Source organism: Escherichia sp. MOD1-EC5950, from assembly GCF_002965345.1.
Classification (GTDB): Bacteria; Pseudomonadota; Gammaproteobacteria; order Enterobacterales; family Enterobacteriaceae; genus Escherichia; species Escherichia marmotae.
Genome location: NZ_PTSR01000032.1, coordinates 1 through 21,980 on the forward strand (window position 1 = coordinate 1; position 21,980 = coordinate 21,980).

Annotated in this window: 22 protein-coding genes and 1 tRNA gene; 13 read left to right on the forward strand and 10 right to left on the reverse strand. The window is 50.5% G+C overall.

The window, feature by feature from the left end:
* The first annotated feature begins 238 nt into the window (after positions 1-238).
* Complete coding sequence (dkgB, locus tag BEA93_RS20845) at positions 239-1,042, forward strand: 2,5-didehydrogluconate reductase DkgB (protein WP_038354861.1); 804 nt, start codon at positions 239-241, stop codon at positions 1,040-1,042.
* Here dkgB and yafC read toward each other — a convergent pair.
* Positions 1,039-1,953 (reverse strand): DNA-binding transcriptional regulator YafC, encoded by a 915-nt coding sequence (gene yafC / locus BEA93_RS20850; protein WP_000648552.1) that lies wholly within the window; start codon positions 1,951-1,953, stop codon positions 1,039-1,041. The two genes, dkgB and yafC, sit on opposite strands and share 4 nt — an antisense overlap.
* Before the next feature lie 241 nt (positions 1,954-2,194).
* Here yafC and BEA93_RS20855 point away from each other — a divergent pair, with 241 nt between their 5' ends.
* Together BEA93_RS20855 and BEA93_RS20860 are read left to right on the forward strand one after the other, a co-directional pair.
* Positions 2,195-2,995 carry an endonuclease/exonuclease/phosphatase family protein gene (locus BEA93_RS20855; protein WP_001230982.1) on the forward strand — a complete coding sequence of 267 codons (801 nt, stop codon included), beginning with the start codon at positions 2,195-2,197 and terminating at the stop codon, positions 2,993-2,995.
* Between the two features lie 77 nt (positions 2,996-3,072).
* Positions 3,073-3,843: a class I SAM-dependent methyltransferase gene (locus tag BEA93_RS20860; protein WP_000211694.1), complete on the forward strand. Its 771-nt coding sequence runs from the start codon at positions 3,073-3,075 to the stop codon at positions 3,841-3,843.
* A gap of 47 nt (positions 3,844-3,890) precedes the next feature.
* On the opposite strand, the gene mltD is transcribed toward BEA93_RS20860, so the two are convergent.
* Positions 3,891-5,249 (reverse strand): murein transglycosylase D, encoded by a 1,359-nt coding sequence (gene mltD, locus BEA93_RS20865; protein WP_000644687.1) that lies wholly within the window; start codon positions 5,247-5,249, stop codon positions 3,891-3,893.
* 71 nt (positions 5,250-5,320) lie between these two features.
* Complete coding sequence (gene gloB / locus BEA93_RS20870) at positions 5,321-6,076, reverse strand: hydroxyacylglutathione hydrolase (protein ID WP_001515750.1); 756 nt, start codon at positions 6,074-6,076, stop codon at positions 5,321-5,323.
* A gap of 33 nt (positions 6,077-6,109) precedes the next feature.
* Here gloB and BEA93_RS20875 point away from each other — a divergent pair, with 33 nt between their 5' ends.
* Positions 6,110-6,832, forward strand: a complete 723-nt coding sequence (locus tag BEA93_RS20875; protein WP_001515751.1) for a class I SAM-dependent methyltransferase — start codon at positions 6,110-6,112, stop codon at positions 6,830-6,832.
* Here the strand turns inward: BEA93_RS20875 and rnhA are convergent.
* Complete coding sequence (rnhA, locus tag BEA93_RS20880) at positions 6,829-7,296, reverse strand: ribonuclease HI (protein ID WP_000917882.1); 468 nt, start codon at positions 7,294-7,296, stop codon at positions 6,829-6,831. The two genes, BEA93_RS20875 and rnhA, sit on opposite strands and share 4 nt — an antisense overlap.
* Before the next feature lie 64 nt (positions 7,297-7,360).
* Here rnhA and dnaQ point away from each other — a divergent pair, with 64 nt between their 5' ends.
* Positions 7,361-8,092 (forward strand): DNA polymerase III subunit epsilon, encoded by a 732-nt coding sequence (dnaQ, locus tag BEA93_RS20885; RefSeq protein ID WP_010379295.1) that lies wholly within the window; start codon positions 7,361-7,363, stop codon positions 8,090-8,092.
* 132 nt (positions 8,093-8,224) lie between these two features.
* Positions 8,225-8,301 (forward strand) — tRNA-Asp (locus tag BEA93_RS20890).
* 148 nt (positions 8,302-8,449) lie between these two features.
* On the opposite strand, the gene BEA93_RS20895 is transcribed toward BEA93_RS20890, so the two are convergent.
* The 6 genes from BEA93_RS20895 to tagK are packed head-to-tail and all read right to left on the reverse strand — an operon-like array spanning position 8,450 to position 14,629.
* Positions 8,450-9,505: a type VI secretion system protein TssA gene (locus BEA93_RS20895; RefSeq protein WP_105225022.1), complete on the reverse strand. Its 1,056-nt coding sequence runs from the start codon at positions 9,503-9,505 to the stop codon at positions 8,450-8,452.
* A 10-nt stretch (positions 9,506-9,515) separates the two neighbouring features.
* Positions 9,516-10,511 (reverse strand): type VI secretion system baseplate subunit TssG, encoded by a 996-nt coding sequence (tssG, locus tag BEA93_RS20900; RefSeq protein WP_016262898.1) that lies wholly within the window; start codon positions 10,509-10,511, stop codon positions 9,516-9,518.
* Positions 10,508-12,391 (reverse strand): type VI secretion system baseplate subunit TssF, encoded by a 1,884-nt coding sequence (gene tssF, locus BEA93_RS20905; RefSeq protein ID WP_105225021.1) that lies wholly within the window; start codon positions 12,389-12,391, stop codon positions 10,508-10,510. Before tssF ends, tssG begins: the two co-directional genes overlap by 4 nt.
* 15 nt (positions 12,392-12,406) lie before the next feature.
* Positions 12,407-12,901 (reverse strand): type VI secretion system baseplate subunit TssE, encoded by a 495-nt coding sequence (gene tssE, locus BEA93_RS20910; RefSeq protein ID WP_001515754.1) that lies wholly within the window; start codon positions 12,899-12,901, stop codon positions 12,407-12,409.
* Positions 12,898-13,728, reverse strand: coding sequence for a type VI secretion system accessory protein TagJ (locus tag BEA93_RS20915; protein WP_105225020.1), 831 nt, complete (start codon positions 13,726-13,728; stop codon positions 12,898-12,900). Before BEA93_RS20915 ends, tssE begins: the two co-directional genes overlap by 4 nt.
* Positions 13,718-14,629 carry a type VI secretion system-associated protein TagK gene (gene tagK, locus BEA93_RS20920; RefSeq protein WP_000812393.1) on the reverse strand — a complete coding sequence of 304 codons (912 nt, stop codon included), beginning with the start codon at positions 14,627-14,629 and terminating at the stop codon, positions 13,718-13,720. Before tagK ends, BEA93_RS20915 begins: the two co-directional genes overlap by 11 nt.
* A gap of 332 nt (positions 14,630-14,961) precedes the next feature.
* Between tagK and tssH the strand changes: the two genes are divergently transcribed.
* The 7 genes from tssH to tssJ all read left to right on the forward strand — a co-directional run bounded on the left by tssH (position 14,962) and on the right by tssJ (position 21,980).
* On the forward strand, positions 14,962-17,604 hold the full coding sequence (gene tssH, locus BEA93_RS20925; RefSeq protein ID WP_105267658.1) for a type VI secretion system ATPase TssH: 2,643 nt from the start codon (positions 14,962-14,964) through the stop codon (positions 17,602-17,604).
* A 100-nt stretch (positions 17,605-17,704) separates the two neighbouring features.
* Complete coding sequence (tssB, locus tag BEA93_RS20930; RefSeq protein WP_000996822.1) at positions 17,705-18,250, forward strand: type VI secretion system contractile sheath small subunit; 546 nt, start codon at positions 17,705-17,707, stop codon at positions 18,248-18,250.
* Between the two features lie 24 nt (positions 18,251-18,274).
* Entirely contained in the window at positions 18,275-19,789 is a 1,515-nt protein-coding gene (tssC, locus tag BEA93_RS20935; RefSeq protein WP_000245852.1) for a type VI secretion system contractile sheath large subunit, read from the forward strand.
* A gap of 51 nt (positions 19,790-19,840) precedes the next feature.
* Positions 19,841-20,248 carry a BPSL0067 family protein gene (locus BEA93_RS20940; protein ID WP_000332236.1) on the forward strand — a complete coding sequence of 136 codons (408 nt, stop codon included), beginning with the start codon at positions 19,841-19,843 and terminating at the stop codon, positions 20,246-20,248.
* 12 nt (positions 20,249-20,260) lie between these two features.
* On the forward strand, positions 20,261-20,713 hold the full coding sequence (locus BEA93_RS20945) for an STY0301 family protein (protein WP_001515757.1): 453 nt from the start codon (positions 20,261-20,263) through the stop codon (positions 20,711-20,713).
* 180 nt (positions 20,714-20,893) lie between these two features.
* Entirely contained in the window at positions 20,894-21,379 is a 486-nt protein-coding gene (locus BEA93_RS20950) for an Hcp family type VI secretion system effector (protein ID WP_000312805.1), read from the forward strand.
* Positions 21,380-21,446: 67 nt separating this feature from the next.
* Positions 21,447-21,980, forward strand: coding sequence for a type VI secretion system lipoprotein TssJ (tssJ, locus tag BEA93_RS20955; protein ID WP_001045927.1), 534 nt, complete (start codon positions 21,447-21,449; stop codon positions 21,978-21,980).

Genomic DNA, 21,980 nt, shown 5'->3' on the forward strand with positions numbered 1-21,980 from the left:
GAGCGGTAGTTCAGTCGGTTAGAATACCTGCCTGTCACGCAGGGGGTCGCGGGTTCGAGTCCCGTCCGTTCCGCCACTTATTAAGAAGCCTCGAGTTAACGCTCGAGGTTTTTTTTCGTCTGCAATTTCATTATTGCCAGAATCGCAAAAATCCTCTGCATTTTACGCTCTTTTTCCGCAACAATCTGAAGTCCATAATCATCTCAGTTAACGAACATATCATTAAAAGAGGCATATTATGGCTATCCCTGCATTTGGTTTAGGTACTTTCCGTCTGAAGGATGACGTTGTTATTGCATCAGTAAAAACCGCGCTGGAACTTGGCTATCGCGCAATTGATACCGCACAAATCTATGATAACGAAGCTGCTGTAGGTCAGGCGATTGCAGAAAGCGGCATACCACGTAATGAACTCTATATCACCACTAAAATCTGGATTGAAAATCTCAGCAAAGACAAACTGATCCCGAGTTTGAAGGATAGTCTGCAAAAATTACGTACCGATTATGTCGATCTGACACTGATCCATTGGCCGTCACCAAATGATGCGGTATCAGTAGAAGAGTTTATGCAGGCGCTGCTGGAAGCGAAAAAACAAGGGCTGACGCGTGAGATCGGTATTTCCAACTTCACCATCCCGTTGATGGAAAAAGCGATTACTGCTGTTGGCGCTGAAAACATCGCCACCAACCAGATTGAGCTCTCTCCTTATCTGCAAAACCATAAAGTGGTCGATTGGGCTAAACAGCACGACATTCATATTACCTCCTACATGACGCTGGCTTATGGGAAGGCATTGAAAGATGAGGTTATTGCTCGTATCGCCGCGAAACACAATGCGACTCCGGCACAAGTGATTCTGGCATGGGCGATGGGGGAAGGTTACTCGGTTATTCCTTCTTCTACTAAACGCGAAAATCTGGAGAGTAACCTGCAGGCAGTAAATTTACAGCTTGATGCCGAAGACAAAAAAGCGATCGCCACGCTGGATTGCAACGACCGCCTCGTAAGTCCGGAAGGTCTGGCTCCTGAATGGGATTAAACTTCTCTGACAGCTCCTCCGGGAGCTGTTTTTATATGCTCACTAAGGAAATCGATAAAGGCTCGTATACGGGTGCTCACTGCACGGTCGCTGTAATAAACGGCGCTGAAAGGCATTTCCACTGGCAGTACTCTATCTGCCATTAACTCTACCAGTTCACCACGTGCAATTTCTTTGTCGATCATATAGTCAGACAAACACGCGATCCCGTTGCCACTCAGGCAAAGCTGTTTCAGCGTTTCCCCGCTATTGGATGACAAACCGTACTTCACCTCATGTAATTGCCCATCGCTACAGGCTATCGGCCAGGTATTGAGGGAGGCTGGTTCAGTGAATCCCAGGCAAACATGCTGCTTTAAATCGTCGATAGTTTCTGGCTTCCCGTGGCGGGCAATATAATCGGGGGAGGCGATAATTTTTCGATAGCTGTTAAACAACGGTCTGGCTCGGAGGCTGGAATCCGTTAATGCGCCGGCGCGAATCGCAACATCCACTTTTCTTTCGATCAAATTAATAATGGTTTCGGAGGAGACTAGCGATAAAGTAACTTCCGGATAGCGTTCACGAAATGGTTTAATCAACGGCATCAGAAAGTGCAATATCACGGGGGTCGCGGCATCGATTCGTAACAGTCCGCGTGGCGTATTACGTGTCTCCATGATTTCTGATTCTGCTGCGGCCATTTCCTGCAAAATCGACTGCACACGCCGAAAATAACGTTCCCCTTCCTCCGTCAGGCTAAGTTGCCGCGTGGTGCGATTAAGCAGGCTAACGCCAAGTTTCATCTCCAGCTTTTTCACCGCCCGGCTTACCGCAGAGTTCGCTTGTCCTAATTGTTCTGCCGCCCGGCTAAAACTTCCGCTTTCGACTACCGAAACAAAAATGGCGAGTTCTTCCGACGTGGCTTTCATTTTTGCTCCTGTTGCAAAATATAAAAGAGATTTTGAATTTATTTGTTATTAAACCATTCGGACAGGTGATAAGTCATCCGATTTAATGATCATCAATGATGAGCCAAATTCTGTCCGATGTAAGCACTTGCTTACATAACAATATACAATTGCTCGTTGAAAGAGTGAGCTAAAATCCCTATAACAGTAGAACCCTCCCGAGTGCGGAAGGGTTGACGTAATAGAGGTTTCAAAGTCAAAAGTGCGAAAAAACACCTATGCCATGCGCTATGTTGCCGGACAACCTGCGGAAAGGATCTTACCGCCAGGGTCTTTTGCGAGCATCGGCCAGGCATTACCCCCCGGAGAGCCGTTAAGTACCGAAGAGCGTATTCGGATCCTGGTGTGGAACATTTACAAACAGCAACGTGCTGAATGGTTGTCGGTACTGAAAAATTACGGCAAAGATGCGCATCTGGTGTTATTGCAGGAAGCGCAAACAACACCAGAGTTAGTGCAGTTTGCGACCGCTAACTATCTCGCCGCTGATCAGGTGCCTGCTTTCGTACTGCCACAACATCCTTCCGGTGTTATGACGCTTTCGGCGGCGCATCCTGTTTATTGCTGTCCGTTACGTGAACGAGAACCTATTTTGCGTCTGGCAAAGTCGGCGCTGGTGACGGTCTACCCATTGCCAGATACGCGTTTATTGATGGTGGTGAATATTCACGCCGTTAACTTCAGCCTGGGCGTGGATGTCTATAGTAAGCAGTTACTTCCTATTGGCGATCAGATAGCCCACCACAGCGGCCCGGTCATTATGGCGGGAGATTTCAATGCCTGGAGCCGTAGAAGGATGAATGCCTTATACCGCTTTGCGCGGGAAATGTCGCTGCGTCAGGTGCGTTTTACTGATGATCAACGCCGTCGGGCGTTTGGTCGTCCGCTCGACTTTGTTTTCTACCGTGGGCTGAATGTTAGTGAAGCTTCCGTACTGGTTACGCGCGCTTCCGATCACAATCCGCTACTCGTTGAATTCGGTCCCGGCAAGCCTGATAAATAAGGTATGTCAGGTCTGCCACAGGGCAGACCAATGTTTGGCGCTGCCCTTTAATACTCAAACAACTAAAGGACAGCGCAATGACAACACAATCCCACCATGACCATGTAGAAAAGCAGTTTAGCTCGCAGGCCAGTGAGTATTTAACCAGTACCGTGCATGCATCCGGGCGAGACTTGCAGCGTCTGGCTGCGCGTCTGGCCGGATATCCTGAAGCTTGCGTGCTTGATATGGGCTGTGGAGCAGGACATGCCAGCTTTGTCGCGGCGCAAAATGTGCAGGCGGTGGTGGCGTATGATTTATCTTCACAAATGCTGGATGTTGTTACACAAGCGGCCAATGCACGGCAACTGACAAATATCACTACTCGCAAGGGATATGCTGAATGCCTGCCATTTGCCGATCGCTCTTTTGATATTGTTATCAGTCGTTATTCTGCCCATCACTGGCATGATGTCGGTGCGGCACTGCGTGAAGTGAATCGGGTACTGAAGCCCGGTGGTCTGTTGATTGTGATGGATGTGATGTCACCGGGTCATTCGGTGCGCGATATTTGGTTACAGACGGTAGAAGCGTTACGTGATACTTCTCACGTGCGCAACTACTCCAGCGGCGAATGGTTGGCGTTAGTCAATGAAGCCAGTCTGGTTGTTGATAACTTGATCACCGATAAATTGCCGCTGGAATTTTCTTCGTGGGTCGCGAGAATGCGCACGCCAGAAGTATTAGCAGACGCTATTCGTGTTTACCAACAGAGCGCATCTACAGAGGTGAAAACGTATTTTGCCTTGCAGAATGATGGCTCTTTCACCAGTGATACTATTATGATTGAAGCTCATAAAGCGGCATAAATAAAAAAGGCACCGGGGGAATCGGTGCCTTTCTGTTATCTGGTTTGTCAGGAATCTGGCATGTTGTTGTTTTTTACAAACAACGTCAGCTTATCGCCTGGTTGCAGATTCGCAGTGTCGCTGTTCCAGCGCATCACATCTTTGATGTTCACGCCGTGACGCTTAGCAATGCTTGAAAGCGAATCGCCTTTGCGCACACGATACGTAATGCTATCGCTGTTGTTTGCCAGCCGCTGTGCGCTATTACCCGCGCCAATCGTCAGACTTTGGCCGGGTTTCAGCTTAGAACCGCGCAGATTGTTCCACTGCTGCAAATTCTTTGTGCTTACGCCGAGACGTGAAGCGATGCTTGAAAGCGTGTCGCCAGAGCGTACGGTGTAAACACGGCTGTTAAGTGGCGTATTGTCGGCAACCAGTGTTGATTGTACGGCAGCAATTTCGCCTGAAGCCAGAGATTCACGCAGTTGATCTGCATGTTTCTTTGGCACCATCACATATTGCGGACCACTTGCGCCCAGCGTGGAACCTTTTACGCCAGCGTTGAATGTCTTCAGCTTGCTGACAGAAATTCCCGCCATATCTGCAACCTTCGCCATTTCAACTGGGCTACTCAGGTGTACACGCGCCAGAGCACGGCTTTCATCGGTCGTCGGCAGACGTACGCCATAACGCTTGCTATTCTTGAGAATATCACTCAATGCCAGCATTTTAGGCACGTACTGCTTCGTTTCCTGTGGCAACGGTAACGACCAGAAGTCTGTGGATTTACCACGCGCTTTGTTCGTTTTAATTGCCTTCATGACTCGACCTTCGCCGCTGTTATAAGCCGCTACGGTCAGAAGCCAGTCGCCGTCAAACATTTTGTTCAGACGCTGCATCATGTTCAGCGCAGCCGTTGTTGAAGCAACAACATCGCGACGCGCATCATAATTGCGGGTCTGTTTCAAACCATAATTGCGCCCTGTGCTCGGAATGATCTGCCAGATGCCTGCGGCATTGGCGCCAGACGTTGCGTGAGGATCAAAAGCGCTCTCCACTATGGGTAGTAGTACCAGTTCCATAGGCATGTTACGTTTTTTAACTTGCCCGGCAATCCAGTACATATACGGCTCTGCCCGTAAAGTTACATCGTGGAGATAGCTCTTATTGCGTAAATATTTCTGTTTCTGTTCGCGAATCCGGTCATTTTCCGGAATTCCCATCTTTAGCTCGTCGCCTATGAAAGCCCACAAGTCACCATCTGGCGCGATAGACGTCCCATCGTCCATCCATCGTGCCTGACTTGTAAACTTTGCTGCTTCCCCTTGACCAGCTGCAGAAAGGCTCTGTGCGTGCTGTTGAACGTTACCGGTACTCTGGCAACCTACGAGCAGGACAGAGGCGAGTAATATCGCTTTTGCCTTCATGTGTGTGTCAATAGTTGCTTAAAAGACGACCGATCATAACGGCGAACGAAGCCAATGACAAGAAAGTTTTATCAGAACCTATCTTTCTTTGACCTTAACCATGCAAAACGCTCTTCAGGTTGTTGCAATAATGTTTCTTTATTAATTACATTAATTAAATCAATATCTTCTGTTCTCAAAAAAACATTAATTTGTCGCTCATTTTTCAGAATTACGGGGAGTGTTATTTGATTTTTTGCCCGTAACTCCTTAACTTTACGATAATAATCATTTATGGACAAATCGTGCGGAAGAATACTCAAGGCAAACTTCATATTTGATAAAGTATATTCATGAGCACAACACACCAATGTATCATCAGGAAGTTCACTTAGTTTTTTAAGTGATTGATACATCTGTGGTGGAGTACCTTCAAATATCCTCCCGCATCCTCCAGAAAACAAAGTATCGCCGCAAAATAGATAAGGATTGCTGAAGTAACAGATATGTCCTAAAGTGTGACCTGGTGTAGCAATTACACTAAATTCATGCCCTAAAACGAAGGCAGTATCGCCATCTTTGACTACCTGCGTTGTTCCCTTATCTTGTGTCTCTTCGGGTCCATACACCACAATTTGCGGATACTTTTCTACCAGTTCTTTTACACCGCCAACGTGATCGTGGTGATGGTGAGTGAGGAAAATCGCTACTGGTTGCCAGTTGTTATCTGAAATCGCCTTTAATACAGGTTCTGCCTCTCCCGGATCGACAATCAGGCAACGACCTGCTTCATCAGATAAAACCCAGATGTAATTGTCATCAAAGGCGGAAATACTGTTAAGATTCATAGATTACCTCTCAGTGCGAAACGGAAGGTTGTGATGAAACCGGCAAGGAACCCTCAAACTGTCGTGGCTCCTGATTGCTGGGGCGATTTGCCCTGGGGAGAGCTTTATCGCAAGGCGCTGGAGCGTCAGCTCAACCCATGGTTCGCTAAAATGTATGGTTTTCATCTGCTTAAGATTGGCAATTTAAGCGCAGAAATCAATTGCGAAGCGTGCGCGGTTTCTCATCAAGTGAATGTTTCTGCACAAGGAACGCCCGTACAAGTGCAGGCGGATCCGCTTCATCTTCCTTTTGCCGATAAATCCGTCGATGTTTGTCTACTGGCGCATACGTTGCCGTGGTGCACTGACCCGCATCGTTTATTACGCGAAGCCGATAGGGTATTGATTGATGATGGTTGGCTGGTTATTACTGGCTTCAATCCCATCAGTTTAATGGGATTACGTAAACTTGTGCCGGTATTGCGAAAAACATCGCCCTATAATAGCCGGATGTTTACCCTGATGCGGCAACTGGACTGGCTTTCTTTGTTGAATTTTGAAGTAGTGCATGCCAGCCGTTTCCATGTTCTCCCGTGGAACAAATATGGTGGAAAACTATTGAGCACGCATATTCCTGCGCTTGGTTGCTTACAACTTATTGTTGCCCGGAAACGGACTATTCCTCTAACGCTCAACCCGATGAAACAGAGCAAAAACAAACCGCGAATTCGCCAGGCGGTTGGCGCCACCCGGCAATTTCGTAAGCCGCAGGCTTAAACTTCGGCTTGATAGCCCGTATCTTCCAGCGTGGGATTCATCGCTGCTGCGCGAGCCAGTTCATCGCAACGTTCGTTTTCCGGATGCCCGGCATGGCCTTTAACCCATTCCCATTTGATTTGATGCTGACCCAACGCGGCATCGAGACGTTGCCAGAGATCGACATTTTTTACCGGTTTTTTGTCTGCGGTTTTCCAGCCCCGTTTTTTCCAGTTATGGATCCACTGGGTGATCCCCTGGCGGACATACTGGCTGTCGGTACTCAAAATGACTTCGCAATGTTCTTTTAACGCTTCCAGCGCAACAATAGCAGCCATCAACTCCATACGGTTGTTGGTGGTGCGGGTGTAGCCTGCGCTAAAGGTTTTTTCGCGTCCGCGATAGCGTAAAATAGCGCCATAACCACCCGGCCCGGGATTACCCAGACACGAACCATCGGTGAAAATTTCTACCTGTTTAAGCATCTCTGGTAGACTTCCTGTAATTGAATCGAACTGTAAAAAGACAAGTCTGACATAAATGACCGCTATGAGCACTGCAATTACACGCCAGATCGTTCTCGATACCGAAACCACCGGTATGAACCAGATTGGCGCGCACTATGAAGGCCACAAGATTATTGAGATTGGTGCCGTTGAAGTGGTGAACCGTCGTCTGACGGGCAATAACTTCCACGTTTATCTGAAGCCCGATCGGCTGGTAGACCCGGAAGCCTTTGGCGTACACGGTATTGCCGATGAATTTTTGCTTGATAAGCCCACGTTTGCCGACGTAGCTGATGAGTTTATGGACTATATCCGCGGCGCGGAGCTGGTGATCCATAACGCAGCGTTCGATATCGGCTTTATGGACTACGAGTTTTCGCTGCTCAAGCGCGATATTCCAAAGACCAATACCTTCTGTAAGGTAACCGATAGCCTTGCGGTAGCGAGGAAAATGTTTCCTGGCAAGCGCAACAGCCTCGATGCGTTATGCGCTCGCTATGAAATAGATAACAGTAAGCGTACGCTGCACGGGGCATTACTCGATGCTCAGATCCTGGCGGAAGTTTATCTGGCGATGACCGGTGGTCAAACGTCGATGGCTTTTGCGATGGAAGGAGAGACACAGCAGCAACAAGGCGAAGCGACAATTCAGCGTATTGTGCGCCAGGCAAGTAAGTTACGCGTTGTTTTTGCGACAGATGAAGAGCTTGCAGCGCATGAAGCCCGTCTTGATCTGGTGCAGAAGAAGGGCGGAAGCTGCCTCTGGCGGGCATAATTATCCGTTGAAGGCGCTAAAAATAGCACGTTGGGCGATTTTTGCAGCAAACGATTCAAAAGATGAGAAAAACCGTTGACGAAGAACGAGGCAGTCCGTAATATTCGCCTCGTTCCCAACGGAACACAACGCGGAGCGGTAGTTCAGCCGGTTAGAATACCTGCCTGTCACGCAGGGGGTCGCGGGTTCGAGTCCCGTCCGTTCCGCCAGTATTCAGAAAGCCCGAATCAGTAATGATTCGGGCTTTCGTCGTTTTGGACGCTGAGGGAATTTGTTGCCCCAGAATTAAAAAGGATATGATTTAAAAAATGGCCACATAATATAATGGCCAGCCGTTATACATTCCGTCCATTTCTGTTATTCCAGCGCATCCCATTTCTCCAGCAGTTCTGCTGGAATTTCATTTATTACCTCCGAGAAGCGTTTTCCAATCAGCCGTTCCGCCTGGCGCAGCAAGGGAATAGTCGGGCTGCTCGGTTCGCTGTGCTCAAACCATCGACGTATAACTCGTAAACGTTCCAGCGCGTCGTTCCGGTCACGGATCTGCCGGGGTTCTGCGCCGGGCAGCGGAGATATTCCCACCGCAGTATGTACCGGTGGCACAACGTGCTCTGCCTGTATCTGTTCAGTATGATCGATGGCGGCGTTCTCCGGCTGTTCAGCCTGCGGTTGCGGCGGGATCTCCGGCGTGGTGCTCTGCACCGCTCCTGGCAATAGGGCCAGCAACTGTGTAAGACGCGAAAAGTCCGGGGCATGATCATTCAGCGTTGCACGCGCATGACATTGCAGGCGCTCTGTGGTTTCCGAGGCCTGGCGAAAGGCATCCAGCGGCAGTGCGCCTTGAGCTTCCAGGTCGGCCAGTTGCTGGCGTACTGATTCTGGTGCCAGCGCATCCGTCGGGCGTGATGCAGACAGCGAACGCTCCACATCCCGTACCTGAAGGCGCATAGCAGCATTGTTTGACAGCATAATGCCACGAATATCCGCCATTACTCCTTCGTGGTCCAGCAGCGCCGACAGCGCGTTACTGCGTGCTACTGTAGCATCTTCGGCGGTGATATCTTCAGTCGCGAGCAGTTGTGGATGGATGGTGTCCGGGTACGTGGCGCACAGCATTTCCAGTAAGGTAAATGCCTCCGCCAGCCCTCTGGCACCGGCCTGCTGGATACGGCAGCGCAGCAGGACAACCAGAATACGGATATCTTTACTGCGCGTCAGCAGGCGGCGGGCATCCCGCTCAAGCTCCGCCCAGTTAATGGTTTCCGGCGTACTGACAAAATCGCCGTATTGCGCTTCTTCACGCGGCGTTGCGCGGGTGAACAGCAGCAGGTATTCAGGATCGTACTCCAGATCCGGGCCACATGGGCATTCAGCCGAAACAGCCGAAACAGGGTCAGCCAGAGATGTTTCCATTAAATTATCCTCAGTACGCCAGATAGTGTTCAGGTTCGAAAATCATGCCCGTCACCGGGTTATCATGCATGGCCTTTCCAGCCCAGGCAGTCCAGCCAAGCTGGTATGGGCCGCCTGTAACAACCGGAGGTGCAGTGTGTGGTTTAAGCTGTAGCTCAATTTCCCAGCAGTATTCAAAACCGGTGAAGGCGCGAACCAGTTCCGTCAGCACCGGCAAATTATTGCCGCCAGGCAGAAAACGTTGGTAATCCTCTAGTGTCAGCGGACCAATGACCAGCCGAAACTTATACTGCATGTCCGGTACGGCCTGTCCTATGAGTGCGCCGTTGCCAATAACGGAAGAGGGGGCAGGAATGCCCAGTCGGGTGATCTCGTCATTTGCTACGGCTATCCAGTGCAAAACGTACTCCTGTACCCGGAATGGCACGCCGAAATAGTGCGCCAGCGTGGCTGCCAGTCCGTCCGGATTGCGGGATTCACGCACCAGATGAGCCGATGCCGCAAGGCGAACGTGATCCGGCAACGGGCTGTCGGCGCATTCCCGCAAATCCTGTCCGCTGAGACTGGCGATATAAAAGGCAAAGCGGTCATGTTGCGGATTATCCAGACCGCCCCCGGCGGACTGAGCGCTGCGCCATGCCTGGTAAAATTGCGTCAGCCAGCGGTGATGAAAAAGATCGGAAAAACGAGTTAGTGTCGGATCGCGGCGGCTTTCGGTCCGGTTATGTGCCAGTTCTGTGTAGTGCAGCGGTAGCGGGCCGTTCGGCCCCCACAGCCCGAGGCTGTAAAGGCTGATGTTCAGTCGTCCTTCCTGCCAGCTCACACTGGCGATTTCCCTTGGTGCAAAGGTCAGCGCAGGTGTTTGTCCCAGGCGAAATTTTTCCATCCTCGGTTGCCATGTGCCGCCAGCCGGGACGGTGCACAACTGCACATCAACGCGACGCATCAGGTTCAGAAAACCGTAACGCCAGGGAGTTTCCTGCGCCTGCGTGAAATTGCCGCTCATATGCTTCCCCGCTGTCCAGCCCTGACCGGCCAGGTCATAATTCTGCCGCGCTGCATGCTGTGTAGCGTCATTTGCGAGAAGGTGTTAATGGAAACATGACGGGCGATATAATGCTCCAGCACCAGACCGAACAGATATGGACTGATACCCGAGAAGCCTTCTTCATCCACGGTCAGTTCACAACTGACGCCTCGACCATAGACCAGCAAACCGGAACCTGGCAGACGACGTGTGACCGGTGTCGTTTTGCAGCCAACCAGACTACGCACCTGACGCGACAGCGGACTGTCATGCGCCGGAATAAACAGGCTCAGCAGATCGCGCAACGCCTGGCCGCCGGTGCGGTGATCCAGATCGGCCAGTGGCAGATAATTAAAAGATAACTGGCGGATCAACCGCCAGGCCATTTCACGTTCAGCCAGCGGGGGCTGCGGCGGTCGCGGTGGACGGATAAGCCCGACGCCCGCCACCGGGATTGCCGCATCCACGGTCAGGTCGTTCCGGCCATTGCGTGTAATAAGACAGGGGAGATCGCGGTTGGTTATCATGGCCGTGATGGTGATATGGCGCAGATTTTCCGGGTACGGCGCTTCATACTGATCAACCAGTGACAGGAACACTTCCGAACCCGTATAGGGGGTTCGGGTGCCGTAACGGCGGGCGTTTTCTGATAAGCGGCGCGGTTCCCGGCGCAGGGAAAAATAACGCCCGTGGTTGCCTTCATCGTTATTGCGCGTGTGGTAGAGCGGGCGAAAGGCTATCTTCCGTGTGGTGTCAGTTTCCAGCCCTTCCACTTCCTGAACCGAGAACACCTCATAATCCAGTGGATGGGTTCTGTCTACTACCAGATGCTGCTCCGTCGTGCTGTGCGTGACGTCGATCCGGGCGGTGACTCGGGGGAACAGGTTGACAACCGGGGTACAGAATAGACTGAGCTGTGTGGCATCCGTCTGGTGGGTAAGCCAGTCCGGCGGCAGGCGGTTCAGCAAAATGACGATTTCCGCCACGCCGCCGTGAATTTTCTGTAGCCCGGCAGACAGTCCCGTTGGTGTGAAAAAATAAAATCGCTCCGGGCAGGCGAAATATTCATGCAACAGGTTATGGCCGTGGAATACGTTCCACGCCAGCGGCAGTAGTCCCTGATCCGGCTCCAGACCCTCATACATGACGGGCTGTTTCAGGTTCACATCCAACATGCCGTCAAAATGGCCCGGAACGCCAACCAGTGTGGCGATAGCGCTGGTATGCAGCAGTTCGAACAGGTGTGAGGCCGTGCGTTCCTCGCCGCAGAGATAAAGCGGCAGCCTGTCCAGCCCGGCAAGCTGGCTGAAAGTCAGTTCACCGAAGGTGCGCAAGGTAATACGCAGCGCGCCAGCAACGTGAATGTTAGCAGGCAGGTAGCGGTGCAGGGCGGGCATATCTGGCGGTGCGGCGGTCAGACGTGCTTCTTCGATGGCGAGTGGCCACAGTGTCACATCCTGGCTGCTGCGAAACTGACAGGCGGTGCTTTCACCTTCCGGGATGGCGGAAAAAAAGGCAGTGCTGCGCGGTACGGTGAACCCCTTTGCCAGATCACCTTCTTCCGGGTCGGGATGGAGTTGCGCCACACTCATTGAGGGCGTGGGGGTAACGTAATTAGGGCTGACGACCTCCAACAGACGCTGGGTGAATCGGGGGAATTCAGCATCAATTTTAAGCTGCGTGCGGGCGGTCAGGAAGCTGAAGGCCTCGACCATCCTTTCTACATACGGATCGGCAATATCCGTTCCATGCATACCCAGCCGGGCGGCGACTTTAGGATGACGGGCGGCAAATTCGGCTCCCGTTTCCCGCAGATAGCTCAGTTCGCGGTTGTAGTATTCCAGTAGCCGTGGATCCATCGGTCACCTTCTGTATTAAAAAAATGTAATGTGGCTCTGTTCCATATCCAGCACGCTGCGTACCCGAAATGCTGTAGGGTACGGCTGCGTGAGGATTTCGCCGCGAATTTCAAACTGTAATGTGTTATGACCGCTCTGGCGGCGCTCATCCTGGAGCGGGATGATTTGCAGAGTGGATGCTTTCAGGCGGGGTTCAAACCGAATGATGGTACGTAAAATGGCCCTGCGGATATCGTCCCATTTGTGTTCATACAGAAAGCTGCCAGCCAGCGGCGGCAGACCGTAGTTCAGTACGGAAGCCGCAGCCTGCGGGTAACGCGCGGCATCAATATTATCTTCATGACTGACCGTGTTGAGCAAAAATGACAAATCCCTACGGATGATCTCCCTGAGCTGTACCGGACTGACGCTGATATCGTGGTCGCGCTTCTGCTGTGGAGCATCGTCACACAGTCGATCAAACAATGTAGGCATCAGGTGGTTGCTATGGCGCAGGCGAAAGTCGCTCATGCGTCACTACCTTCGGGCGCATTAAAGGTACAGGCGGTCATATCCAGCAGGCTGATATCGCCGTGACTGGTGAGCCACATTTTTTGTCCCAGTGCCGTAACCAGGGTATCTCCTGGCCCGTCCTGCCAGACGGTTTCCCGGCAAAGGCGTAAGGTGTCAGAAGCACTTTCAGAACCGCTGTAGCGGGAAAACAGCCAGGCGCTGTGCGTGTCACCGTTATGCAGGGTGATGTTGACGGGTTTCCAGAGCAAATCGGTCAGATGCACGGGCCGTAGCGATTTCAGCGAACGAATTTGTGAAAATGGCAGCCAGATATATACACCGCCCGCGATCAGTTCGAGTACCGGGCCGGTACGGGAATCACTGTCACTAATCCAGTCAAATTTACCGCCATTCCACTGCCCGGTAGTGTCTGTGATGGCCTCAAGTGCGCGGTTGCGGTGGACATCAGCTTCCTGCGCTTCACCACGGGTGTTACCGGTGAGGGCGGCCAGCAAATTCTCCATCCACGCGGGCGGGGAGAGAATAAAACCGGGACGCTGTTCCCCCTGAAAGCAGGTGTGGCGGTATATCTCACAGCGGATCAGCTCCCCAAATATCTGAGCCTCTCGGGTATAATTAGCGTCTATTCGGGCGCAAAGCTGAATTTGTTGTAGCGCCCGCGACCAACAGCCTGTCACGCACAATAACTGAAACAGATTGTGCCGATGTGAAGCCAACGTCGGCTGCTTCTTTACCTGTTGCTCCGCTATCTGAATTCCTTCCGCTACAGAATAATCCCGCAACAGCGCCGACAACATCGCCGGTAGCACGTTATTATTTGTCATGATAAATATCTCCGTGTTGTACCGGGGTGACCCGGTAATGACTGTCAATGCCGATGATGCGGTGCTCACGTTGTGTCAGGTCGGGTAGAATGGCGTTATGTATCGTTTCCTGTGCATATTCCGGGGAAAGCAGATGCAGGATATCGGGGAGAATCGTTTCGACAGGCCAGGTGGTTTCTTCTTCGCCGGTGGTATCCAGCACATCGAGAATCGCGTCAATACTTAGCCCACCAGTGACTATATCCTGCAATGTATCAGTTTCAGAGGTCAGGCTGCATAAGGAGGTCAGATCCTGTGTGACTGCCTCTTCGTACAGGGGAAAAGGATCAACATGGTGATGAATATCCTGTTCGGGGGACGACAACGCCTGGCGGTATTCTTGATAAAGAAGGGGGAGTGGGTTATCTGTTTCTGGGGCAACTTCTGTGGTGACTGCGCCGTGGATCGGAATGATATCGAACGGGTTTTGCGGTTGTGTTTGCTGTTGTCGAAACCAGTCGAGATCGAGATACTCAATCATTGTTTTTGGTGAAGCGGTAATCTGCGCTGTCGTCTTTTCCACGTGTAAAGCCGTGGATGGTAGGTTACCGCGCACAAGACACCATGAAGATAATCCCCATTCAATCAAGTCTCCTTCGTTCAGGCGCATACGGTGATGCGGCTCGACAATTTGATCATTTACCGTGCAACAATATTCATCAGACTGATTAATTATCCACCATGCCTCTTCGTGGCGGGTCAGACTGAGGGCAATCTTTACATCATCATTTGCCTCAAAAACAGGGATCCAGGGAGTGGTAACGGTGAAGATAATTTGGGTTCCTGCAGTCGCATAAATTGTGTTATCGGAGATCCCATGCGCCTGTATTTTTTGTAGTCCCCAGGTAATATTTTGTTTCATTGCATATCACTGTGTAGAGTGTTTTTTTCAACAGAATAATTAATTAAAATTTTTAGATAAGCAATACTGATCAATTTGCTTTATCAATATTAGTCTTCGCGGAAATATATAGTGGTGATTTTTAGTGTAATATATTCATAATATATATGAAATTAAATTGCCATATTGAATATCACCATAAAAAAGATACTAACTGCTATATTACATTGTGTTCTGTGATATGCATCATTGTTTCATTCTGGGTTTTTGATGATTCTATTAATTAGGAATTTTAATCGATACAGTTATGCTTATGTATCATTTATATGATTTTACATCATCAGGTGTAACAGATGGACACTCCTGTTTCACGCAGTGCACTATATGGAAAGCTGACCAAATCTTTATTTAGATCTTTGGAATCCGCGACAACGTTCTGTAAATTACGTGCTAATCCTTATGTCGAACTGACACATTGGTTGCATCAACTCATACAACAACCAGAGAATGACATTCACAATGTGCTTCGACACTATCAAATAACATTTGCTGATGTAGAGAATGCGTTAATTCGACAACTGGAGATATTGCCTGCCGGGGCGAGTGTAATTAACGATTTTTCCCATCATATCGATCTATCTGTCGAAAAAGCCTGGATGTTGGCAAGTATCCGTTTTGGTGATCAAAAAATTCGTAGTGGCTGGTTATTACTTGCCTGGTTAACCACGCCAGAATTGCATCGGGTGTTAAAAAATATCTGTGCGCCTTTGGCTGGGCTACCGGTAGATGAACTATTAGATATCCTTCCGTCTTTAATCACATCATCTTCTGAAATAACAGAAATGCCATATGACTGCTCGGGTTTGAATTCTGCAGTACCGGGGGAAGCTAGCCAGGTATTTGCCAGCGAATCAAGCGGAAGTAAATCTGCGCTGGCGAAATACTGTCAGGACATGACTACACTGGCGCGTGACGGCAATATTGATCCGGTCACCGGCCGCGAACACGAAATTCGTACCATGACGGATATTCTGCTGCGTCGTCGGCAGAACAATCCGCTGCTGACCGGCGAGGCGGGCGTCGGGAAAACGGCTGTGGTGGAGGGATTTGCGCTGGCGATTGCCCGGGGCGAAGTGCCGCCTTCACTGCGAAACGTGCGTCTGCTGTCGCTGGATGTCGGGGCGCTGCTGGCCGGGGCGTCCATGAAGGGCGAATTTGAATCCCGCCTGAAGGCGCTGTTGGAAGAGGCTGCGCGTTCGCCGCAGCCGGTTATTCTGTTTGTCGATGAAGTTCACACCCTGGTGGGCGCTGGTGGTACATCCGGTACGGGCGACGCTGCCAATCTGCTGAAACCGGCGCTGGCGCGTGGCACCCTGCGCACCATCGGCGCAACCACCTGGAGTGAGTACAAACGCCATATCGAAAAAGATCCGGCGCTGACCCGGCGTTTTCAGGTGTTGCAGGTGGCAGAGCCGGAAGAGGTTGCTGCTGTTGAGATGGTACGCGGGTTAGTCACCACGCTGGAAAAACACCATGACGTCCTGATCCTTGATGAGGCTGTGCGCGCCGCCGTACAGCTTTCTCACCGTTACATTCCGGCCCGGCAGCTACCGGACAAGGCTATCAGCTTGCTGGATACGGCGGCGGCCCGTGTAGCGCTGTCGCTGCATACCCCACCAGCGAAAGTCCAGTATCTGCGTCAGCAGCTCAATGCCGCCGAACTGGAGCAGGAGTTGTTATTAAAGCAGGAAAAAATGGGTATCCGCGCAGAGCGGGGCGACATACTGACGATACGGATCGCCTCACTGAATGCAGATCTTTCTGACACCGAAGCGCGCTGGCAGCAGGAACTGGAGTTGGTTCATACCTTACAGGAACAGCGTGCCGCAGAGCCCGATGAGCGTGATGAAACCACGTTACAACAGTCGGAAACTGCATTACGAGTCTGGCAGGGTGAAAACCTCATTGTGTTCCCGGAAGTTAACGCGGCGGTGGTGGCAGCGATTGTCTCCGACTGGACAGGCATTCCCGCCGGGCGCATGGTGAAAGATGAAGCCAGCCAGATCCTCGAACTCCCCATCCGTCTGGCGCAGCGTGTTACCGGGCAGATGGATGCGCTGGTGCAGATTGGTGAGCGTATCCAGACCGCGCGGGCGGGTTTAGGTGACCCGCGTAAACCAGTGGGTGTCTTTCTGCTGGCCGGACCGTCCGGTGTGGGTAAGACCGAAACCGCGCTGGCGCTGGCGGAAGCTATTTACGGCGGCGAACAGAACCTGATCACCATCAATATGAGCGAGTTTCAGGAGTCCCATACCGTCTCCACGCTGAAAGGTGCGCCGCCCGGCTACGTGGGCTATGGCGAAGGCGGCGTGTTGACGGAAGCTGTACGTCGTCATCCCTGGAGCGTGGTGCTGCTCGACGAAATTGAAAAAGCCCATCATGACGTCCATGAGTTGTTCTACCAGGTATTTGATAAAGGCGCGATGGAGGATGGCGAAGGTGTCCACATCGATTTCAAAAATACCACGCTGTTGTTGACTACTAACGCAGGAGCGGACCTTATCAGCCAGATGTGTGAGGATCCGGCGCTACTGCCTGATTTGTCAGGATTAAAAGAAGCCTTAATGCCGGAGTTACGCAAACACTTCCCGGCTGCTTTCCTGGGACGGGTGACGGTTATCCCCTATCTGCCGCTGGATGAGACGGCGCGTGGCGTTATTGCCCGCCTGCATCTTGACAGGCTGATGGATCGGATGGCAGAGCAGCATGGCGTTTCACTCGTCTATGGCGATGAATTAATTACGCACATAGTGGCACATTGCCCGATGCACGAAACCGGCGCTCGTTTGCTTATCGGCTATATCGAACAACATCTCCTCCCACAACTGTCCCGTTACTGGTTGCAGGCGATGACAGAGAAAACGGCCATCACGCAAATCCGCATTCGTGTTGATGAGGATGAACAGATTATTTTTGAAACGGTTCATGAAGCATGATTTATCCGTATGAACCAACTGTTTGCTGTGCATTTTTAAACTGTACCGTTGAACCGCTCTCCTGGCGGTCGGCGGCTGACTGATAAGGAAATGAAGGATTATGGCTATCAACAACAGCGCGCAGAAGTTTATTGCCCGCAACCGTGCGCCCCGCGTGCAGATTGAGTATGACGTTGAGATTTATGGCTCCGAAAAAAAAATCGAACTGCCGTTTGTCATGGCGGTGCTGGCCGATCTGGCCGGTAAGCCACGTGAAGAGTTGCCCACAGTAACCGATCGTAAATTCCTTGATATTGACATCGACAATTTCAACGAGCGAATGAAGGCTATTGCGCCGCGCGTGGCGTTTGCTGTCCCCAATACGCTGACGGGCGAAGGGCAGTTAATGGTCGATATTACGCTGGAGAATATGGATGATTTTTCACCTGCGCAGATTGCCCGCAAGGTGGACGCCCTGAACCAACTGCTGGAAGCACGTACTCAGCTTGCCAACCTACAAACCTATATGGATGGTAAAGCAGGAGCAGAAAATCTGATCAATAAACTCTTACAAGACCCGACGTTACTGAACGCTCTGGCCAGTGCACCAAAACCTGTCACTCAACAGGAAAGTGTCTTATCAGGTGAAACGGGAACAACAGACTAACTGCGATTTTATTAAGGAACTTTCATGGTAAACGATACTCTTCTGGCGACAGGCGATCTCACTGCTGAGCAAAGCACAGCCTATCAGGACACTGAATTTGATTCACTGCTGGATAAAGCCTTCCGTCCCAAGACACCTCAGGCTGCAAAGGCTGTTGAGGCTGCAGTTCAGACGCTGGCCCAACAGGCTCTGACAAATACAGTCACCGTCAGTGACGATGCTTACAAAAGTATTGCTACGATTATTGAGCAGATCGATTTCAAATTAACGGAACAGATCAAGCTAATCCTGAGTCATCCGGATTTTCAGAAACTGGAGTCTTCCTGGCGTGGGATGGAACATTTGGTTTACAACACCGAAACCGATGAAAAATTAAAAATCCGCTTTATGAACCTTTCAAAGGATGAATTGCGGAAAAATATGAAGCGTTACAAAGGGATCGCCTGGGATCAAAGCCCCATGTTCAAAAAGCTGTATGAAGCTGAATATGGGCAGTTAGGCGGAGAACCCTACGGTTGTATCATTGCGGATTATTATTTTGATCACACCCCGCCGGATGTGGATCTGCTCGGCTCCATTGCCAAAGTGGCTGCCTCAGCCCATGCGCCGTTTATTGCCGGGGCCTCTCCGTCAGTGTTGCAGATGGACTCCTGGCAGGAACTGGCTAACCCGCGTGATCTGACCAAAATTGTGACCCAAAACCTCGAATATGCTCCGTGGAATTCGCTGCGAAAAAGTGAGGATTCTCGTTACATTGGCCTGACGATGCCACGTTTTCTCTCCCGTTTGCCTTATGGTGCGAAAACAAACCCTGTCGATGAGTTTGATTTTGAAGAAGATGCAGATGGTGCAGACCACAGCAAATATGTCTGGAGCAATGCTGCCTATGCAATGGGCGTAAATATCAACCGTTCTTTCAAACATTACGGTTGGTGTACGTTGATCCGTGGTGTGGAGTCTGGTGGTGCGGTGGAAAACCTACCCTGTCATACATTCCCTACCGACGATGGTGGCGTGGACATGAAATGTCCGACGGAAATTGCCATCTCTGACCGTCGGGAAGCTGAACTGGCGAAAAATGGTTTTATCCCGCTGATCCACCGCAAAAACTCTGATTACGCCGCCTTCATTGGCGCACAGTCGTTGCAAAAACCACAGGAATATTACGATCCGGACGCCACGGCCAACGCCAATCTCTCCGCACGCCTGCCGTATCTATTCGCCTGCTCGCGGTTTGCGCACTTCCTCAAATGTATCGTGCGCGACAAGATTGGCTCGTTCAAAGAGCGTGAAGATATGCAGCGCTGGCTCAATGAATGGATCATGAACTACGTTGATGCCGATCCGGTGAACTCCTCGCAGGAAACCAAAGCCCGCCGTCCGTTGGCTGCTGCTGAGGTAGTGGTGGAAGAAGTGGAGGGGAATCCGGGTTATTACGATGCCAAATTCTTCCTGCGCCCGCATTTTCAGCTTGAAGGATTAACAGGATCGCTGCGTCTGGTGACAAAACTGCCGTCAGTAAAACAGGGTACTGCCTGATTTTTATGAATATTTTAATGAATGATGTCGGGTAATACTCAGGGGGGATATATGGCATATGTTTATGGACTGGTAGATTCATTGCAGGGCACTGAAATGGTGGGAATGGCGGGGGCAGGAGACAGAAAGGAATGTGTGTTCTTGGTTCAGGTATATGCACATGTGGGGCATACCGGAACGTGGAAGCAGGGTCGGAAGGTTTTCGGAGACAAATCGATTCCCAGAGGAACAGCAATTGCGACTTTTGTGAATGGGAAATATCCATCGGGGGACAATGCTCATAAACATGCTGCTTTCTATCTCGAACAGGATGATTCGTATATTTATGTTATGGATCAGTGGACAGGCAAAGCCTCGAATGTATCTGCGCGCAAAATCTCCAGAAAAGGTGGGATGCGCAGTGATGGGACATATCATGATGCCAGTAATAACGCTGAAGCTTTTTATGTTATTGAGTAGAGGATAGATTCAATGGGGACCCGTTTTATTTTTTCTCTGTTATTGGGGTATATGTTGTTTTATTCACAATTTGTTGCAGCGTGGGAAGTCAGTTGCCCCGAGTTTATCAATATAAAATCCTCAACGACAGTACTGGAGTCGGATGTACCTGCATCCTGGCAGGGATCTTCCCGCTATGAACCCCGTCTGTGGCTGGACGGCGTAGGGATGTCGCAGGGAAAACCTGAAAATCGGATAGATCTAAAACCAGAGACAGAGAAAATAAAGGGTGAAACCAGGCAAATATGGGATACCACAATGACCACTAATCAGGATAGTGAGCGTTACTGGGTTTCTTGTATTTATAACCACGGACAGGTTTGGTTATCACAACCAGTACCAGCATCTGCAACACAGTGCCAGGCATCTTCTTTACAGCGTCAGCGGGAACAAGGAGAGTCATTGATATCTGTGATATGTAAATAGACGTAATACATTCAACATGTAAATTAATTAAATACTGGTATCTCATTACCGGAAATTATACAGCCTTCTGTTCTTCTGAAATAAAGGAGAGGGGGTTCTGTACGGCAATGGTTTATCTGCATTCAGCTATGCAGATAAATCAGAGATTATTTTTAAGTAATTCTTAATAAGGAAATAAAAATGGCTTATGACATTTTTTTGAAAATTGACGGCATTGACGGCGAGTCAATGGATGACAAACATAAAAATGAAATTGAGGTGCTGAGCTGGCGCTGGAATATCCACCAGGAATCCACCATGCACGCGGGCAGCGGCCTGGGATCCGGTAAAGTCTCCGTGACTAACCTGGAGTTTGAACATTATATCGATCGCGCCAGCCCGAACCTGTTCAAATACTGCTCCTCCGGCAAGCACATTCCGAAGTCCATCCTTGTCATGCGTAAAGCAGGCGGCAATCCGCTGGAATACCTCAAGTACACTTTTACTGACCTGATTGTGGCTGTGGTTTCCCCCAGTGGTAGCAAGGAGGGCGAGATCGCCTCCCGCGAAAGAGTCGAACTCTCTTTCAGTACCGTGAAACAGGAATACGTGGTGCAGAACCAGCAGGGCGGCAGCGGCGGCACTATCACGGCAGGTTACGATTTCAAAGCTAACAAAGAAATTTAAGCAATTTTTTTCCGGCCAGGTATATAGCCTGGCCGTTCTTTATTATTTGATTTTAAAGGAAATTACAGTGAATAAATGGCGTGACCCCGGTTGGCGGTTATGGGCGGTAGCGTTGTTTTTTATCTGCCTTTTGCCCGGGTGCAGCATTGACAGCGACACCGTGCCGGACCTGATGTCACAGCGACTTGATCTGGTGATGAAGGCTTCCGATAAGGTGAACCCAGACAATCAGAAGAAAGCCGCGCCCATAGAGATACGCGTTTATGAACTGAAAAATGATGCAGCTTTCACGGCGGCGGACTGGTGGTCTCTTCAGGACAATGACAAAACTGTTCTTACCGATGATTTACTGCACCGCGACAGCTTTATCCTGCGTCCGGGCGAGGAGAAAAAGCTGCGTCGCTCTCTCAATAAAGAAACCACGGCACTGGGGATCCTTGCTGGCTATCGCAATCTGGGAAAATCGGTATGGCGAGTCACGTATAAAATTCCTGATCCCCCGGAAAAAAGCTGGTACAGCCGCTTTATGCCAAAGAAAAAAGTCGAACTGGATGCCGGTATAGAGCAAAGCGCCATAGTGATTAAAGAACGGGATGAGTAA

Coding starts and splice junctions, on each gene's coding strand:
- yafC (WP_000648552.1), bottom strand. CDS start 1,953: ATGAAAGCCACGTCGGAAGAACTCGCCATTTTTGTTTCGGTAGTCGAA.
- tssF (WP_105225021.1), bottom strand. CDS start 12,391: ATGGATCCACGGCTACTGGAATACTACAACCGCGAACTGAGCTATCTG.
- tssC (WP_000245852.1), top strand. CDS start 18,275: ATGGTAAACGATACTCTTCTGGCGACAGGCGATCTCACTGCTGAGCAA.
- dkgB (WP_038354861.1), top strand. CDS start 239: ATGGCTATCCCTGCATTTGGTTTAGGTACTTTCCGTCTGAAGGATGAC.
- BEA93_RS20945 (WP_001515757.1), top strand. CDS start 20,261: ATGGGGACCCGTTTTATTTTTTCTCTGTTATTGGGGTATATGTTGTTT.
- rnhA (WP_000917882.1), bottom strand. CDS start 7,296: ATGCTTAAACAGGTAGAAATTTTCACCGATGGTTCGTGTCTGGGTAAT.
- mltD (WP_000644687.1), bottom strand. CDS start 5,249: ATGAAGGCAAAAGCGATATTACTCGCCTCTGTCCTGCTCGTAGGTTGC.
- BEA93_RS20950 (WP_000312805.1), top strand. CDS start 20,894: ATGGCTTATGACATTTTTTTGAAAATTGACGGCATTGACGGCGAGTCA.
- dnaQ (WP_010379295.1), top strand. CDS start 7,361: ATGAGCACTGCAATTACACGCCAGATCGTTCTCGATACCGAAACCACC.
- BEA93_RS20940 (WP_000332236.1), top strand. CDS start 19,841: ATGGCATATGTTTATGGACTGGTAGATTCATTGCAGGGCACTGAAATG.
- tssB (WP_000996822.1), top strand. CDS start 17,705: ATGGCTATCAACAACAGCGCGCAGAAGTTTATTGCCCGCAACCGTGCG.
- BEA93_RS20915 (WP_105225020.1), bottom strand. CDS start 13,728: ATGACAAATAATAACGTGCTACCGGCGATGTTGTCGGCGCTGTTGCGG.
- gloB (WP_001515750.1), bottom strand. CDS start 6,076: ATGAATCTTAACAGTATTTCCGCCTTTGATGACAATTACATCTGGGTT.
- BEA93_RS20895 (WP_105225022.1), bottom strand. CDS start 9,505: ATGGAAACATCTCTGGCTGACCCTGTTTCGGCTGTTTCGGCTGAATGC.
- BEA93_RS20860 (WP_000211694.1), top strand. CDS start 3,073: ATGACAACACAATCCCACCATGACCATGTAGAAAAGCAGTTTAGCTCG.
- tagK (WP_000812393.1), bottom strand. CDS start 14,629: ATGAAACAAAATATTACCTGGGGACTACAAAAAATACAGGCGCATGGG.
- tssG (WP_016262898.1), bottom strand. CDS start 10,511: ATGAGCGGCAATTTCACGCAGGCGCAGGAAACTCCCTGGCGTTACGGT.
- tssH (WP_105267658.1), top strand. CDS start 14,962: ATGGACACTCCTGTTTCACGCAGTGCACTATATGGAAAGCTGACCAAA.
- tssE (WP_001515754.1), bottom strand. CDS start 12,901: ATGAGCGACTTTCGCCTGCGCCATAGCAACCACCTGATGCCTACATTG.
- BEA93_RS20875 (WP_001515751.1), top strand. CDS start 6,110: ATGAAACCGGCAAGGAACCCTCAAACTGTCGTGGCTCCTGATTGCTGG.